This window comes from Segatella copri (genome assembly GCF_009495355.1).
In the GTDB taxonomy this organism is placed as follows: Bacteria; Bacteroidota; Bacteroidia; order Bacteroidales; family Bacteroidaceae; genus Prevotella.
Genome location: NZ_VZAD01000013.1, coordinates 37,846 through 53,592, shown reverse-complemented (window position 1 = coordinate 53,592; position 15,747 = coordinate 37,846). Strand labels below are relative to the sequence as shown.

Genomic DNA, 15,747 nt, shown 5'->3' with positions numbered 1-15,747 from the left:
AGAGCAAGGCTCAAAACTCTCTTTTTCATGTTGATAATCTCTTTAGAGGGACAATTAATAGTATAAGTATTCTCTATGTGAACATTGTTTTGTCTTTCGTCTCACCCTCGTACATATTAACGAATGTCAAATAAATGTGCTGCAAAGGTAGTTAAATCTTTTAAAACATGCAAGAAAATACAGGAAAAATTGTATTTCTTGTACCTGATTATCTTACGTTTTGTTATAAAACGCATGTTTATTGTAATGAAATGAAGATGATCGTGCTACAAAAGCGAGGTGGCGTGACAAAACAATAGATATGGATGAATTGTGTCTGTTGCTGTGTTGTAAAAACAAATTAGGGGCGAGACTGCTAAGTGCAGTTCGCCCCTATATATATATTGTTCTTAAGTAACTTCTCTAACTTCCCCGAGCAGCTTCGGCTCCTCAGCTTATTTCTTGTCGTAGGCGTGGACGGGATAGTCGATGGTGTAGTGGAGACCACGGCTCTCTTTGCGTTCTATCGCCATGCGGGTGATGAGATAACCCACGTTGATCATGTTGCGAAGCTCGCAGAGCTCCTTGCTTACCTTGACACGCTTGAAAAGGTTCTCGGTCTCCTCGTACAGCAGGTCGAGTCGGTCCCAGGCACGTTTCAGTCGGAGGTCGCTGCGCACGATGCCCACGTAGTTGCTCATGCATTCGCCCACTTCCTTGACGCTCTGTGTGATGAGCACTTTCTCCTCGTTGGTCAGTGTTCCCTCATCGTTCCATTCAGGCACCTTCTCGTTGAAGTCGTACTCGTCGACATGCTTGATGCTGTGCTTGGCAGCTGTGTCGGCATAGACCACAGCCTCGATGAGCGAGTTGCTTGCCAGACGGTTGCCGCCGTGCAGACCCGTGCACGAACATTCGCCCAGAGCATACAGGCGGTTGATGCTCGAACAGCCGTTGAGGTCGACCTTGATGCCGCCGCACATATAGTGGGCTGCCGGACGTACGGGAATGTAGTCTTTGGTGATGTCGATGCCGATGCTCAGGCACTTGGCATAGATATTGGGGAAGTGGTGCTTGGTCTCTTCGGGATTCTTGTGAGTGACGTCGAGGCATACGTGGTCGAGTCCGTGCTTCTTCATCTCCTTGTCGATGGCACGTGCCACGATGTCGCGTGGAGCCAGACTCAGTCGCTTGTCGTATTTCTCCATGAAGCTCTCGCCGTTGGGCAGGCGCAGGATGCCGCCATAGCCACGCATGGCTTCGGTGATGAGGAAGGCAGGATGAGTCTCGCCTGGGTGGAAGAGGGCTGTGGGGTGGAACTGTACGAACTCCATGTCGGCCACTGTTCCCTTGGCACGATAGACCATAGCCTCGCCGTCGCCCGTGGCGATCACGGGATTGGTAGTGGTCTGATAGACAGCTCCGCAGCCGCCTGTGCACATCACTGTCACCTTGCTCAGATAGGTGTCCACCTTTTGGGTCTCGGGGTTGAGCACATAGGCTCCGTAGCAGTTGATGTAAGGAGTGCGACGTGTGACGCGTGCGCCTAAGTGGTGCTGTGTGATAATCTCGACAGCGAAATGGTTTTCCTTGATGTCGATGTCAGGATTGCTGCGCACGGCTTCCATCAGTCCGCGCTGAATCTCGGCTCCCGTGTCGTCGGCATGGTGCAGGATGCGGAACTCGCTGTGTCCTCCCTCGCGGTGAAGGTCGAACTTGCCGTCCTGCTGCTTGTCGAAATTGACACCCCACTGCACCAGCTCCTTGATCTGCTCGGGTGCCTTGGTGACAACCTGCTGCACGGCTTTGTAGTCGCTGATGTAGTCGCCAGCAATCATTGTATCCTGGATGTGTTTGTCGAAGTTGTCCACTTCGAGATTTGTGACTGAGGCGACGCCTCCCTGTGCGAATGATGTGTTGGCTTCGTCGAGCGATGTCTTGCAGATCATGCACACTTTACCTTTATGCGCTCTGGCCACTTTCAGGGCGTAACTCATACCGGCAACTCCTGCACCGATAATCAGAAAATCATACTTATAAACCATTGAGTTTACTTTAAACTAATTAATGGATTTTATCCTAATTGTTTGCAAAAGTAATAATTTATCTTTAAAGTGAGCATTAAAAGCCATATTTTTTGTAATTTTGCAGTGTTTTTTTGTAGAAAAGGATAATGAGAGACAGAACATTTCATAAGCGTATCACGCTTCCAGTGCGTTTGGGCATGGGGCTTTTCACGGCTTTGGCCGTATATTTCTTTTGGGTCAAGACGGCTATTCTGGGCATCTTGGTGGCTATAGTCATCGTGGGAATGATAGAGCGCATTCTGCATACCACGTACACCATCCGCCGTGTTAAACCCATCGACCGCGACGAGGAGATGGACTTCCTTATCATCGACGAGGGACGTTTCTCCACAAACCGCAATGTGCCGTTGTGCGATGTGGTGAGGGTGGAGAGCATACGGTGCTTCTTCGGCCTCGACCATTGCCTGCTCATCGAATACGGAGCTGGCAACATGGTGACGGTTCAGCCCGACAACGAGGAGGGAATGAAAAAGGCAATAGAGGAGAGAATTGGGGGAAGTTTATGAAGGAGTTAAGGAGTTAAGAAGTTGAGGAGTTAAGACAACGGCTTTTGTGGAGTTGGAATTTAACGTGAAACATTTCCTCAAGGCATTTGTCTTAACTCCTCAGCGACCGCAGGGAGCGATAACTCCTTAACTCCTGAAAAAAAATAAAAAGAACATTACAAGGTAAAAAAATGAAATACAGATATATTTGGTTGCTCTGCATGGTGGCGATGCTTTCGCTTCCTGTAGGAGCACAGAACGTGAAGAAGAGCGCTGCGCCCTTGATGGCGGGCGAGGAGGAAGTAGTAGAGGACAGGGACGAAAGCGAGGCGGCGGCAGACACACTCTGTGCCGACTCCATAGCAGCCGACTCGTTGGCTGTCGATTCCATCACAGCCGGCGGCTTGCGCCTGCCTTGGCCCGAAAATGTAAGGCACGGGCTCGACCGTCTCTTACAGAACGATATGTTCGAGACTTCGCAGGTTGCCATCATGGTGTGGGACTTGCAGGCCGACTCGTGCATCTATCGCCATCGCGAGCGTCAGCTCATGCGTCCTGCCAGCACGATGAAGCTGCTCACAGCCATCACAGCCCTCGACAGGTTGGGCGGCTCTTATCAGTTTAAGACGCAGCTCAAGTACACGGGCAAGATAGAGGAGGGTGTGCTCCAGGGCGACGTGTACTGCGTGGGCGGCATGGATCCGCGATTCAACAACGACGACATGCGGGCTTTTGTGAGCAGTCTGCAGGACATGGGTGTCGACACCATCCGTGGCAGCATCTATGCCGACCGCTCGATGAAAGACGCCGATCTCTTAGGCGAGGGCTGGTGCTGGGACGACGACAATCCTGTGCTTTCGCCTTTGGTCTTTGCCCGAAAGGACGGGTTTATGGATCGTTTCGTCGACAGGCTGAAGGATGCAGGCATCGTGCTCGAGACCGACACGCCTCAGGTGAAACGCTGTCCTGAGAGCGCCTTTTCGGTGTGCACGCGCTTCCACACCATGGATCAGATCATGCACAAGATGATGAAGGAAAGCGACAATCTCTATGCCGAGAGTATGTATTATCAGATAGCCGCCTCTACGGGCAACCGTCCTGCCAGCGCCAAGAGTGCGCGCAGCGTGGAGCGACAGCTCTTGCGCAAGCTTGGACTGGATGCCTCGCGCTGCAGGTTGGCCGACGGCTCGGGCCTCTCGCTCTACAATTATCTCAGTGCCGAACTGGAATGTCAGCTCCTGCGTTATGCTTATCGCAACGAGAACATTTATCCTCATCTTCGTCCCTCGCTGCCCATTGCCGGCATCGACGGTACGCTGAGGAAGCGAATGCGTGGCACTTCGGCAAGCGGCAACGTGCGGGCCAAGACGGGCACGCTGACAGGCATCATCACTCTTGCCGGCTATTGTACGGCAGCCAACGGGCACGACCTGTGTTTCGTCATTCTCAACAATGGCATCATGCATGCCGTCAATGCCCGCCGTTTTCAGGACAGGGTGTGCGCATTGCTGTGCCAGCCGTGAGTTTTTTAAAGGTAAAAAAGTAAAAAGGTAAAAAAGTAAAAAAGTAAAAAGGTAAAAAAGTAAAAAGGTAAGTAAGAACTTGCTGAAGTTCAATAAGTAAATAAAAGCGAGTGGATATGGTGTCGAATACAACTTTTTCTTATGCGATTCTTTCATGGTTTCGCGATAACGGCAGGGCTTTGCCTTGGCGCGACACCACCGACCCTTACCCCATCTGGCTGAGCGAGGTGATATTGCAGCAGACGCGTATCGCCCAGGGATGGGAATATTGGGAGCGGTTCATGCGCCAGTTTCCCACTGTCGAGGCTTTGGCTGCGGCGAGCGAGGACGAGGTGCTGAGGCTCTGGCAGGGCTTGGGCTACTATTCGCGTGCCCGCAACCTGCATGCCGCCGCCCGTCAGATAGTCGCATTGGGACAGTTTCCCTCCACGCTCGAAGGCATCAGACAGCTGAAGGGAGTGGGCGACTACACCGCAGCAGCCATTGCCTCCTTTGCTTTCGGCATCAGGGCGGCAGTGGTGGACGGCAACGTGTATCGAGTGCTGTCGCGCCACTTTGGCATCTCCACCCCCATCAACTCCACGCAGGGCAAGAAGGAGTTTGCTGCTTTGGCTCAGTCGCTCCTGCCTCCTTCCGAGGTCTCGGCCTACAATCAGGGCATCATGGATTTTGGTGCCTTGCAGTGCACGCCTCTGTCGCCCCGTTGTTCCGATTGTCCGCTGATGGAGAGCTGTGAGGCTTTCCGCACGGGCAGGGTAGAGGAGTTGCCCGTGAAGCAACGCAAGCTTCAGATCAAGACGCGCCGTCTCGCCTATATATATATAAGGTGTAAGGAGCCGTCTTCCTCGCAGGCGTTTACCGCCATCCATCGCAGGGGCGAGGGCGACATCTGGCAGGGGCTGTGGGAGCCTTTCAATGCCTCGCTTCCCGACGGCACCCGTGCTACCACGCCTGCTGAGTTATTGCAGCAGTTGGACTGCGGTGCGCCTGATGCACATCTTCGTCTTCTGTCGCAGGGTGTGAAGCATGTTCTCACCCATCGCATTCTTCTTGCCGACTTCTATCTTCTCGAGGTTTCTCGTCGTCCTCTCCTTCCTCCCGATTACATCTGGATTCCCGAGTCGGAAATAGACTGTTATGGTGTTCCCCGCCTCATAGAGAAGATGCTGAGCGAGGTTCATGGGAGATGTTGAGGAAATGTTCCATTTCCCCTATTTGTTCGTGAGAAATAGTCTATTTTTCGCTTTTCTATTACAAAAAGATGAATATTTCTGTAAAGGCTTGCTTGTTTGCTTTATTATGCTTAATTTTGCATTCGTATAAGAAGCAGATAGTAGCCTTGCGCAAACACGAAACCCTTAATAAAGAGTGAAATACGCCTCGTAGGTGTTGTCTGCTTTCACACGTAGCACGAAACAAAGACTAATTAAAATATTAATTCTTACGTTTATGAAACAACATTTACGCTTTTTATTTACGCTCCTCTTGGCGATAGTCTGTGGGGGGGGCAATGTTTGGACAGACGACTGTTACAGATGAGCTAACACCAGGTTCTTGGGATATAACTGGCCAAAATAATTATTCCCAGAAAAAAACAATTACTTTATCTTCTGGTGTATCTTATAGTGGTTATTTTTTCGCTAATAAAAATGGAAACATGACCCCAAATTTGCGACTCCAGATAAAGGAAGATTTTCAAAAGTCTAAACGAACAGGGTTTTATACGACAGCTTCCAGCAAGGTAGCTAAGAAAATCACTATTAGTTTGGCAAGCGATCATTCTGCTAATACTACACTTCAGGTTTATGGTAGCAATACCGCTTATACTTCGGCAGAAGACATATTCGATAGCGAAAAATGTGGAACGCTATTAGGAGAAATTACTAAAACCAAAACAGACGCCATCATACTTTCCGACGCACAGAGCTATAAATTTATAGCTGTGCGAGCAAAAGGTGGTGCTGCATTAATTAACAGTATCTCTATCGAGTGGGCAAGTGTTTCTGCTGAGAAAACTCAGACCAAACTTACATTCCCTAAAGACTCTTATTCTTTCTCAACCACAGATGATCTTTCTTCTTTCACGGGTCAGACTCCGACACTTAAAGCAGGAGAAAGTGAGTTGACTGGTAAGACAATCACCTATTCTAAAACAGGTGATGATATTTTCACTTCTTTTGATGCATCTACTGGCACTCTTGCCTTGAATGGTAAAGCCGGTACAGCCACAGTTACTGCCTCATTCTCTGGTGATGAAACCTATGCAGCTTCTTCTGCTTCTTATACGATTACCGTGCAAGATAACAGAGCCACTCCTACATTTACTTTTGGCAAGGAGTCTTACACCTTTGATTTAGGCGCTACGGTTGCTCCATTCACTAATCAGCTGACAGCTCCAGAAGGCGTAACTGTCGTTTATTCTTCTAATTCGGAGATTGCTACAGTCAACGAAACAACAGGCGAGGTTAATGTAAACACAGCTACTGTTGGTAAGGCAACGATTACTGCTACTTTTGCAGGAAATGAGACTTATGCCCCAGCTACTGTTTCTTATACCATTGAAGTAAAGAAACCAATGTTGCCTCCAACATTCGACTTTACTCAATCAGAAAATGATTATGGTTCTGGTGCGACTCCTGGTGAAAATTATATAGAAACATCAACTTGGACTTCAGGAAAAGTTAAAATGGTAACAAGTAAAGGGAATAGTCAAGGATTTCGTTGGTGGCAAAAAACTGATGGTACAGTATTGAGATCCTATGATGGTTGCAGTTTGACTATTTCTGTAAACAAGGGCTTACTTATTAATTCTATAGAATTCGATGGTGTTATTAGTGGGTTTGCTGCTGATAAGGGTACGTTGAAAAGTGAAAAATGGACAGGTTCTGCGCAAACTGTAACATTTAGCTTTAGTGCAAAAAAAGACATCAAGTCCATTACCGTGACTTACGAGAAGGATGCAACTTTTACTCTCGAAACCCTCACGACAGCAGCATCAGGCTTCGCTACTTATGCCGCAGATTATGATGTGAACTATAGCGCTTTGGGCTTGACGACATACACCATTGCCTTGGATGAGGCCAACAACAAGGTAAGCTATAACCGCTTTGAGGGCGTGGTTCCTGCTGGAAAGGCAGTGCTCGTACAGGGAACAGCATCAACATCTTATGAACTGACACCAGCCGAAGGGGCAGCTGATGAAACATTCACTACCGACCTGAAGGCTTCTGACGGAACATTTGAGGCAAAGGACGATAAGGTTTATGCCTTCGGTACACTCAATGGCAAGTCGGGCTTCAAGCTCGTGAACAATGGTGTTGTGATTCCAGCCAAGAAGGGCTATTTGCAGCTGACAGGCACGACTGCAGCCAAGCCTACGTTCTTCGCATTCGATGGCATCGGTACAGGAATCAGCCACATTGAGGCAGACGCCGCCTTGGAGAATGCCGCCATGTACAACCTTGCCGGACAGCGCGTGGACAAGAGCTACAAGGGAGTAGTCATCGTGAACGGAAAGAAGATGCTTCGCAAGTAAGCAACCATAGAAAAGTTTATCCTAAAAAAACAGAAATGACAATGAAAAAATATATAATTCCCACCATTGAGGTGATGAAGATTGAGACTGAAAGCATGATAGCAGCCAGTCCTGAAAGCGATTTGAATTCGACAGACAAAATCACCGACCAAAACCAGATAGAGGCAAAGCCCCATTCTCCCACGGATGTAGACTTCTGGGACGATGAGGAAGATGACGGTAGCTGGTCATACAGCCATCGCACCAAGAGTCTCTGGAATTAAAAACATTCACCCATGCGAGCGTCCCGGCACAGCCTATGTGTCGGGACGTTTTGCATCATTTACAGAAATGGAGTCATGTAGAAAGGAAGGCAATTTAAGGAACCTTCTTTTCTTAAGTCCTTGCCGTATATGAGATACGAATGCAGTATGCGTGATGAATATTTCTGCATAAAATTATCGATAGAGACATGTTGTGCAGAACGAGCAGACTTAACCTCTATTACGCTTATTTTCCCTCCATCCGGAATCAAGAAATCAACCTCGTATTTCCGTTTGCCGTCTGGGGTTGGCCAAGTATGATAGTACAATTTCTTGCCGGCGGCTACAAGCATCTGTGATACGATGTTTTCATAAACATATCCAAGATCTGCCGTGAGTTTGCCATTTAGAATTTTCTGGTATATAACGTTGCTTGTGAAGTCAGAGTCCCAAAAAGCAAGCGTAATGAATAATCCGGTATCTCCACAGTAAAGCTTGAAACATTCTGGGTTGATATGCATGGCAAGTCCGGCGCTCGGGTCGTTGGAGTGATAGGCAATATTTGTAGTCATTGATTCTTTCAGAATGGAAAGAGACGTAGTGAGTCTTTCTGTCCTTCCTCCCTCTATTACACTACTTACTTGATAACGTGAGGCGTTGGTGTTCAATTGTGCTGGTATCGCGTGAAACAGCATGGAGGTTTTTCCAGAAGAATCTAATTCATAGAAATCAGAGTCATATAAGTTAATGATATTTCTCTTGACTTGATCAACTCTACTTAGGTCCAGCGTATCGAGATATGTGTTTACAGCCTGTGGCATACCGCCGACGAGTACATACAAGCGAAAATCTCTCATGAGCTTTCTGTTGGTGGCATCACCAAGAGGTGCCCATTGCTCAAAGATATTTTTTGCGAGAGACATGGTGGCCGTATCGCCCAAAGCCCAACGGAATTCTTCGTAATCCATAGGGTACATGGCTATTCTTCGTTCCTCACTTGGTATGAGAATCTTTGTTCCATCAGTCATTGGACGTTTCTTCATTTTTATGCCAAGCAATGAACCTGTCTCGATATAGTGGAAGCGGCCATCCTTAACCAAGTGTTTTATAGCTTGTCGAGCCAAAGGCCACTTTTGTATTTCGTCAAAGATTATCAGTGACTTTCCGGGGATAAGGTTCACTCCACAGTTCATCTGTAGACTGGTAAACAGCATGTCAAGATTTGAAATATCCGTAAATGCATCCTTTACAACCTTGCTTGCGATAGAAAAATCTATAAGTAAGTAGGTTTCGTATTCGTTCTTAGCAAACTCTTCAGCTATCGTTGATTTCCCAACACGTCTTGCTCCTTCTATGAGTAGTGCTGTACTACCTTTGTCTTGCTCCTTCCAATCAAGAAGCTTCTGGTATATTTTGCGTTTGAAGATTCTTTCTGACATAGTTGTTAATGTTTAACGTTTATATTGCTGCAAAGATACTAATAATTCTTTGATTTTCAATGACTTTTTGGGAAAAATGTCAAAATCCGCAAACTTTAAAGTGTTAAAAGCGTCAAAATCCGCAAACTTTAAAGTACCAAAAGTGTCAAAATCCGCAAACTTCGAGGTGTTGCCAGCAAGCGCATTGCAGGTGCTTTCTTGCAAAATAGAAAGTTTCTATAATGTATATGTGAGCGTCCCGGCACAGCCTGTGTGTCGGGACGTTTTGCATTATGACAGCAGGAAGCTATGAAAAAGCACGAAGATGAAACCACGAAACACGAAAACAAGAGCAAACTATCATGACGTGAGCTTTCAATGGTGATAAATTGTAATTAAAACACTACCCATATATAGCAAACTGTAAGAATGAGTGTATTTTTAGATTTATTTTGCATAAAAAATTACGGATAAGAAATCAAAATGTCGTATCTTTGCACACGAAAAGAAACAAAAAGTTATTGAAACGGCGGATAACATAACAAAAAGTCAGACAATAACAAGAAGTAGAACAAAAAGGCAAACAACAACGCAATATGAGAAGAACAGTTCATTTCACTAAGATGCAGGGAGCCGGCAACGACTACATATACGTCGACACACAGCTCTACGACATTCCCGATCCCGAGAAAGCCGCTATCGCCTGGAGTGCTTACCATACAGGAATAGGCAGCGACGGACTGGTTCTCATAGGCAAGCCCCACGACGGCAGACGTGCAGACTATTCGATGCGCATATTCAATGCCGACGGCTCCGAAGCCATGATGTGCGGCAATGCCAGTCGTTGTATCGGAAAATATCTCTACGAGAAAGGACTCACCCACAAGGACACCATTCGGTTGGAAACCCTTTCGGGTGTCAAGATACTGAAACTGCATATTCAGGATGGCAATGAGGTGGAATCGGTGACGGTAGACATGCTGAAGCCACTACTCCAGAACCAGGAACAGTTCGTAGGCCCTTCGGTGCTTGCCGCCGACGAGCGCATCTTCGAAGGCACCTATGTCTGCATGGGCAATCCTCACTTCGTAACCTTTGTCGATGACATCGACACCATCGACATCGCGCATTACGGCAAGCTGCTCGAATGCAACGAGGCCTTCCCCCAGCGCTGCAACATTGAGTTCGCACAGCTCACCGATGCCGACACCATTCGCACCCGGGTATGGGAACGGGGCAGCGGCATCACGATGGCTTGCGGAACAGGCGCCTGCGCCACGGCTGTGGCAGCCTTCCTCACAGGACGTGCCAGCCGGAAGAGCAACATAGTGATGGATGGCGGAACACTCCAGATCGAATACAGCGAGGCCGACGGCCATGTCTACATGACAGGCCCGGCAGCCTTCGCCTTCGAGGGAGAAATTCCCCTGACAGGGGAATGAAGAGTGAAGAACAATAATTACGGCAAACTTAAATATACATAATAAAAGGAGAAAAAGAATATGGCATTAGTAAACGAACATTTCCTGAAGCTTCCCGGCAATTATCTCTTTGCCGACATCGCCAAGAAGGTGAACGCCTACAAGATAGCGCACCCCAAGCAGCGAGTCATCAGTTTGGGCATCGGCGACGTGACCCAGCCCCTCTGTCCGGCCGTCATCCAGGCCATGCACAAAGCTGTGGAAGAGATGGCAGTACAGGCTTCCTTCCGAGGCTACGGTCCTGAGCGAGGCTACGACTTCCTGCGCGAGGCGATTATCAAGAACGACTTCCTGCCACGCGGCATCCATCTCGATGTCAACGAGGTGTTTGTCAACGACGGAGCCAAGAGCGACACCGGCAACATACAGGAGATATTGAGATGGGACAACAACATCGGCGTCACCGACCCCATTTATCCTGTCTACATCGACAGCAATGTGATGATAGGACGCGCGGGCGTCTTCGAGAACGGACACTGGAGCAATGTGGTGTACATGCCCTGCAATGAAGGCAACGACTTCACACCCCAGATTCCCGACCACCGTGTAGACATGATCTACCTCTGTTATCCCAACAATCCCACCGGCACCGTCATCACCAAGGACGAGCTTCGCAAGTGGGTGAACTATGCCATCAAGAACGAGAGCATCATCCTCTACGACGCAGCCTACGAGGCCTACATCACCGATCCCGAGATACCACACTCCATCTATGAGATCAGAGGAGCGCGCAAGGTGGCGATAGAGTTCCACAGCTATTCCAAGACAGCAGGCTTCACGGGCGTGAGATGCGGTTACACCATCGTGCCCAAAGAGCTGAAGGCCAAGACGCTGAGTGGCGACGAAGTAGCGCTCAACCCCATCTGGGACCGCCGTCAGTGCACCAAGTTCAATGGCACCAGCTACATCAGTCAGCGGGCAGCCGAAGCCATCTACACCCCCGAGGGCAAGGAGCAGGTCAAGGCCACCATCGCCTACTATATGGAGAACGCCCACTACATGCGGGCAGAGCTTCAGCGCCTTGGTTTCCGTGTCTACGGCGGCGAGAATGCACCTTATCTCTGGGTGAAGACACCTGGCAACACCCCCAGCTGGAAGTTCTTCGAAGAGATGCTCTACGGAGCCAGCGTGGTGTGCACCCCGGGCGTAGGATTCGGTCCTTCGGGCGAAGGTTACATCCGTCTCACCGCCTTTGGCGAGCACGACGACTGCCGCGAGGCGATGCAGCGAATCGCCAAGTGGATGGGGAAAGAATAATCAGTAAAATAATTCAACATAAAATATATAAAGGTATGAGCAATTTAAGATTTGAAGCCGTATCAGAGGCTTCCAAGAGAAAGCCAGCTGAAGTGGCAGCTCCCGGTGAGCGACCCAGTGAGTTCTTCGGCAAGAAGGTATTCAACCGACAGAAGATGTACAAGTATCTGCCAGCCAATGTTTATGAGAAACTGGTAGACGTAATCGACAATGGCGCACGACTCGACCGCAACATCGCCGACGCTGTGGCCAAGGGCATCAAGCAGTGGGCCGACGAGAATGGCGTAACCCATTACACACACTGGTTCCAGCCTCTTACCGAGGGCACAGCCGAGAAGCACGATGCCTTCATCGAGCACGACGGCAAGGGCGGTATGATAGAGCAGTTCTCTGGCAAGTTGCTCGTACAGCAGGAGCCAGACGCCTCCTCATTCCCATCAGGCGGTATCCGCTCTACCTTCGAGGCACGTGGCTATTCTGCCTGGGATCCTACATCGCCAGTATTCATCATCGACGATACACTCTGTATTCCTACCGTCTTCATCTCCTACACCGGTGAGGCACTCGACTACAAGGCACCATTGCTCCGTGCACTCCATGCCGTCAACGTGGCAGCCACCGACGTATGCCACTACTTCAATCCCGATGTGAAGAAAGTCATTTCCAACCTGGGTTGGGAGCAGGAGTACTTCCTCGTCGACGAGAGCCTCTATGCAGCCCGTCCCGACCTGATGCTTACAGGCCGCACCCTGATGGGTCACGACTCAGCCAAGAACCAGCAGATGGACGACCATTACTTCGGAGCCATCCCCGAGCGTGTACAGGCCTTCATGAAAGACCTCGAGATACAGGCACTCGAACTCGGCATCCCTTGCAAGACACGTCACAACGAGGTAGCGCCCAACCAGTTTGAGCTGGCGCCAATCTTCGAGGAAACCAATCTGGCTGTCGACCACAACATGCTCCTCATGAGCCTGATGAAGAAGGTGGCACGTCATCACGGATTCCGTGTCCTGCTGCACGAGAAACCCTTCGCAGGCATCAACGGATCAGGTAAGCACAACAACTGGAGTCTCTCTACCGATACCGGCATCCTGCTCCATGGTCCAGGCAAGACACCAGAGGACAACCTTCGTTTCGTAGTCTTCATCACCGAGACCCTCATGGGCGTATACCGTCACAACGGTCTGCTCAAGGCATCCATCATGAGTGCCACCAATGCTCATCGTCTGGGCGCCAACGAGGCACCACCAGCCATCATCTCTTCCTTCCTTGGCAAGCAGCTCACCGACCTGCTCGACCATATCGAGAAGGCCGACAAGAAAGACCTCTTCACTGTGGCAGGCAAGCAGGGCATGAAGCTCGACATTCCAGAGATTCCTGAGTTGATGATCGATAACACCGACCGCAACCGTACCTCACCATTCGCCTTCACCGGCAACCGCTTCGAGTTCCGTGCCGTAGGTAGCGAGGCCAACTGTGCCTCAGCCATGATCGTGCTGAACACCGCAGTAGCCGAAGCTCTCACCGACTTCAAGAAGCGTGTCGACGCACTCATCGCCAAGGGCGAGGACAAGACCTCAGCCATCATCGACATCGTTCGCCAGGACATCAAGGCCTGCAAGCCTATCCGTTTCGACGGCAACGGTTACAGCGACGAGTGGGTGGAAGAGGCTGCCAAGCGCGGACTCGACTGCGAGAAGAGCTGTCCTAAGATCTTCGAGCGCTATCTCGACCCAGCATCCATCGAGATGTTCGAGAGCATGGGCGTGATGAAGAAGAACGAGCTCGAGGCTCGCAACGAGGTGAAGTGGGAGACCTACACCAAGAAGATACAGATCGAGGCCCGTGTGATGGGCGACCTGTCCATGAACCATATCATCCCTGTCGCCACCCACTATCAGAGCCAGTTGGCAAAGAATGTGGAGAACATGATCGACATCTTCGGCGAGGACGAGGGCAAGAAGCTCACCGCCCGCAACATCAACATCATCAAGAAGATAGCCGAGCGCACACAGATCATCGAGACCGGTGTCGAGGAGTTGGTCAATGCCCGCAAGGTGGCCAACAAGATAGAGAGCGAGCACGACAAGGCAATCGCTTACCACGACACGGTGGCTCCAAAGATGGAGGAGATCCGTTATCAGATAGACAAGTTGGAGCTCACCGTAGCCGACGAGCTCTGGACGCTGCCTAAGTATCGTGAGCTCCTGTTCATCCGATAATGCCGTAATATTTCAAACGGCTGCACTCCGCCGTGCGTAGCGGAGTGCGCTGTTAACTCTTCATCAGATACAGAACAGAAATTGAACGATCAATCTATTTCTTTTATTGGTTGTTTAAGTTTGCGCGGAGTGTGGTTGTGAAATCGTGCTCCGCTTTTTTATGCCTTTTTGTTCCTGTCTGTCAAAGATGGCTTCCAAAGTCGAAAATGACTAATGACTAATGACTTAATCTTGCGAAAGGTCATCAAAAGTTGAGTTTGACCAAAATGACCATGACCAAAATGACCACAATACAAAAATCAGGCTTGACTCAAAAATACTCTTGACTAAAATTATTCTCCGTCACCAGTGCCGCCGCCTTCGGTGCTGCCGCCAGTAGATGGAGAAGCAGGCTTGCTGATGTCGACGTTGTCCTTGCCCTCTTTCTTTGCCTGGTTGATGCGTGACTTTGCCTGGTTGATTTCGATGAGGTTTGCGTTCACGCTGCGCTTTACGATGCTGTAATTAATCATAGTTCTGTAGGTTTTTGAAATGATAGTTTAATACTTTGTCAGCTGCCCGATAGTGCCACCTTTTGGGTCTTAATAGATGACCGGCGCCTGTCGTCTATTGTGACCGCCCTTGGTCGTAATAGATGCCTCCTGCGAGGCTCCCTGAGCACTTTCATTGGTTGACGGTGCAAAGAAAATGCAAACGAGCGCAATGAAAACTTGCTTTCAAATTGCCGAGTGCAGCTTTTCTTCTGCAAAGATAATACATTTTTCGGCTGTTTGTTCATTTGTAGAATGACTTGTTAAGCAAAACAGGTCAAAAAAGGCAAGAAACAGTGCTGTAAGTTGCTGAGTATGTGTTGAATACGTAAACTTTGAATTTTGGTGTACAACTTTCCTTTTCATGAACTATCAAGATAGTACGAAAAAGAAAAAGTGTCATTTTGTGTCATTGTCATTTTGTGTCATTTTTGAAATTCAATGTCATTTCCGCCGCTATATAATAAATAAATATAAATATTTATTTATTATATAGAGCACTTTTCTCTTTCAAAAACGAAAATGACACAAAATGACAATGACACAAAATGACTTATTTACATAGCGTGAAATTATTTTTTTATTTTGATTTTGACCGAAATGACCATGACCGGATTTGATAGGAATCACCTTAAACAAATTAAGATAAAATAAATTACATTTTATCTGTCAATCCTCTTGCAAAAAGCAAGGAAATGGTGAAGAGTAGGAAACTGTTTCTCCCTCTCCGTTATGCAATGATGTTTGCTGTGCCAGGATGAAAAAATGAACAAAAACCAAAGGTTTTGTAGTGTTTATGCAGATTTCATCTGTGAAATATGGATATTTATCCATAATATAAAAGAATTATTTTCATGCATAAAAATGCAAAATAAAGCCCAAGAACGAAATGTATAAATATACAATCATAAAATAGCAAGTTTTAAGAGTGAATATGTAGTAAATAAAACTTACAAAACACAAAAGATGAACATGTTTTTATATT

Annotated in this window: 11 protein-coding genes; 8 read left to right on the top strand and 3 right to left on the bottom strand. The window is 48.3% G+C overall.

The window, feature by feature from the left end; genetic code table 11:
- Positions 1-434: 434 nt before the first annotated feature.
- Positions 435-2,024: an L-aspartate oxidase gene (gene nadB, locus F7D20_RS01100; protein ID WP_158462419.1), complete on the bottom strand. Its 1,590-nt coding sequence runs from the start codon at positions 2,022-2,024 to the stop codon at positions 435-437.
- 128 nt (positions 2,025-2,152) lie between these two features.
- On the opposite strand from nadB, the gene F7D20_RS01095 reads away from it, so the two are divergent.
- The 5 genes from F7D20_RS01095 to F7D20_RS01075 all read left to right on the top strand — a co-directional run bounded on the left by F7D20_RS01095 (position 2,153) and on the right by F7D20_RS01075 (position 7,872).
- The gene (locus F7D20_RS01095) at positions 2,153-2,572 is read left to right on the top strand and encodes a hypothetical protein (RefSeq protein WP_158462418.1); all 420 of its coding nucleotides are present in this window, start codon (positions 2,153-2,155) and stop codon (positions 2,570-2,572) included.
- A 170-nt stretch (positions 2,573-2,742) separates the two neighbouring features.
- Positions 2,743-4,074, top strand: a complete 1,332-nt coding sequence (gene dacB / locus F7D20_RS01090) for a D-alanyl-D-alanine carboxypeptidase/D-alanyl-D-alanine endopeptidase (protein ID WP_437182643.1) — start codon at positions 2,743-2,745, stop codon at positions 4,072-4,074.
- Positions 4,075-4,190: 116 nt separating this feature from the next.
- On the top strand, positions 4,191-5,267 hold the full coding sequence (gene mutY / locus F7D20_RS01085) for an A/G-specific adenine glycosylase (protein ID WP_158462417.1): 1,077 nt from the start codon (positions 4,191-4,193) through the stop codon (positions 5,265-5,267).
- A gap of 464 nt (positions 5,268-5,731) precedes the next feature.
- Entirely contained in the window at positions 5,732-7,609 is a 1,878-nt protein-coding gene (locus tag F7D20_RS01080) for a hypothetical protein (protein WP_158462416.1), read from the top strand.
- Positions 7,610-7,650: 41 nt separating this feature from the next.
- Positions 7,651-7,872 (top strand): hypothetical protein, encoded by a 222-nt coding sequence (locus F7D20_RS01075; protein WP_158462415.1) that lies wholly within the window; start codon positions 7,651-7,653, stop codon positions 7,870-7,872.
- A 59-nt stretch (positions 7,873-7,931) separates the two neighbouring features.
- Here F7D20_RS01075 and F7D20_RS01070 read toward each other — a convergent pair whose 3' ends face one another.
- Complete coding sequence (locus F7D20_RS01070) at positions 7,932-9,290, bottom strand: ATP-binding protein (protein ID WP_158462414.1); 1,359 nt, start codon at positions 9,288-9,290, stop codon at positions 7,932-7,934.
- Positions 9,291-9,865: 575 nt separating this feature from the next.
- Between F7D20_RS01070 and dapF the strand changes: the two genes are divergently transcribed.
- Genes dapF through F7D20_RS01055 form a run of 3 tightly spaced genes read left to right on the top strand, consistent with a single transcriptional unit; the run spans position 9,866 to position 14,232 of the window.
- The gene (dapF, locus tag F7D20_RS01065; RefSeq protein WP_158462413.1) at positions 9,866-10,711 is read left to right on the top strand and encodes a diaminopimelate epimerase; all 846 of its coding nucleotides are present in this window, start codon (positions 9,866-9,868) and stop codon (positions 10,709-10,711) included.
- Positions 10,712-10,771: 60 nt separating this feature from the next.
- Complete coding sequence (locus F7D20_RS01060; protein WP_158462412.1) at positions 10,772-12,007, top strand: LL-diaminopimelate aminotransferase; 1,236 nt, start codon at positions 10,772-10,774, stop codon at positions 12,005-12,007.
- A 35-nt stretch (positions 12,008-12,042) separates the two neighbouring features.
- Positions 12,043-14,232 (top strand): glutamine synthetase III family protein, encoded by a 2,190-nt coding sequence (locus tag F7D20_RS01055; protein WP_022252410.1) that lies wholly within the window; start codon positions 12,043-12,045, stop codon positions 14,230-14,232.
- A gap of 332 nt (positions 14,233-14,564) precedes the next feature.
- Here the strand turns inward: F7D20_RS01055 and F7D20_RS01050 are convergent, their stop codons facing one another.
- Positions 14,565-14,744: a hypothetical protein gene (locus tag F7D20_RS01050; RefSeq protein WP_158462411.1), complete on the bottom strand. Its 180-nt coding sequence runs from the start codon at positions 14,742-14,744 to the stop codon at positions 14,565-14,567.
- Between the last annotated feature and the right edge of the window lie 1,003 nt (positions 14,745-15,747).

What these genes read in the sequence shown, in the direction of transcription:
- nadB (WP_158462419.1), bottom strand. Translation starts at nt 2,024, where the DNA reads ATGGTTTATAAGTATGATTTTCTGATTATCGGTGCAGGAGTTGCCGGT.
- F7D20_RS01055 (WP_022252410.1), top strand. Translation starts at nt 12,043, where the DNA reads ATGAGCAATTTAAGATTTGAAGCCGTATCAGAGGCTTCCAAGAGAAAG.
- F7D20_RS01095 (WP_158462418.1), top strand. Translation starts at nt 2,153, where the DNA reads ATGAGAGACAGAACATTTCATAAGCGTATCACGCTTCCAGTGCGTTTG.
- dapF (WP_158462413.1), top strand. Translation starts at nt 9,866, where the DNA reads ATGAGAAGAACAGTTCATTTCACTAAGATGCAGGGAGCCGGCAACGAC.
- mutY (WP_158462417.1), top strand. Translation starts at nt 4,191, where the DNA reads ATGGTGTCGAATACAACTTTTTCTTATGCGATTCTTTCATGGTTTCGC.
- F7D20_RS01050 (WP_158462411.1), bottom strand. Translation starts at nt 14,744, where the DNA reads ATGATTAATTACAGCATCGTAAAGCGCAGCGTGAACGCAAACCTCATC.
- F7D20_RS01060 (WP_158462412.1), top strand. Translation starts at nt 10,772, where the DNA reads ATGGCATTAGTAAACGAACATTTCCTGAAGCTTCCCGGCAATTATCTC.
- F7D20_RS01070 (WP_158462414.1), bottom strand. Translation starts at nt 9,290, where the DNA reads ATGTCAGAAAGAATCTTCAAACGCAAAATATACCAGAAGCTTCTTGAT.
- dacB (WP_437182643.1), top strand. Translation starts at nt 2,743, where the DNA reads ATGAAATACAGATATATTTGGTTGCTCTGCATGGTGGCGATGCTTTCG.
- F7D20_RS01080 (WP_158462416.1), top strand. Translation starts at nt 5,732, where the DNA reads ATGACCCCAAATTTGCGACTCCAGATAAAGGAAGATTTTCAAAAGTCT.
- F7D20_RS01075 (WP_158462415.1), top strand. Translation starts at nt 7,651, where the DNA reads ATGAAAAAATATATAATTCCCACCATTGAGGTGATGAAGATTGAGACT.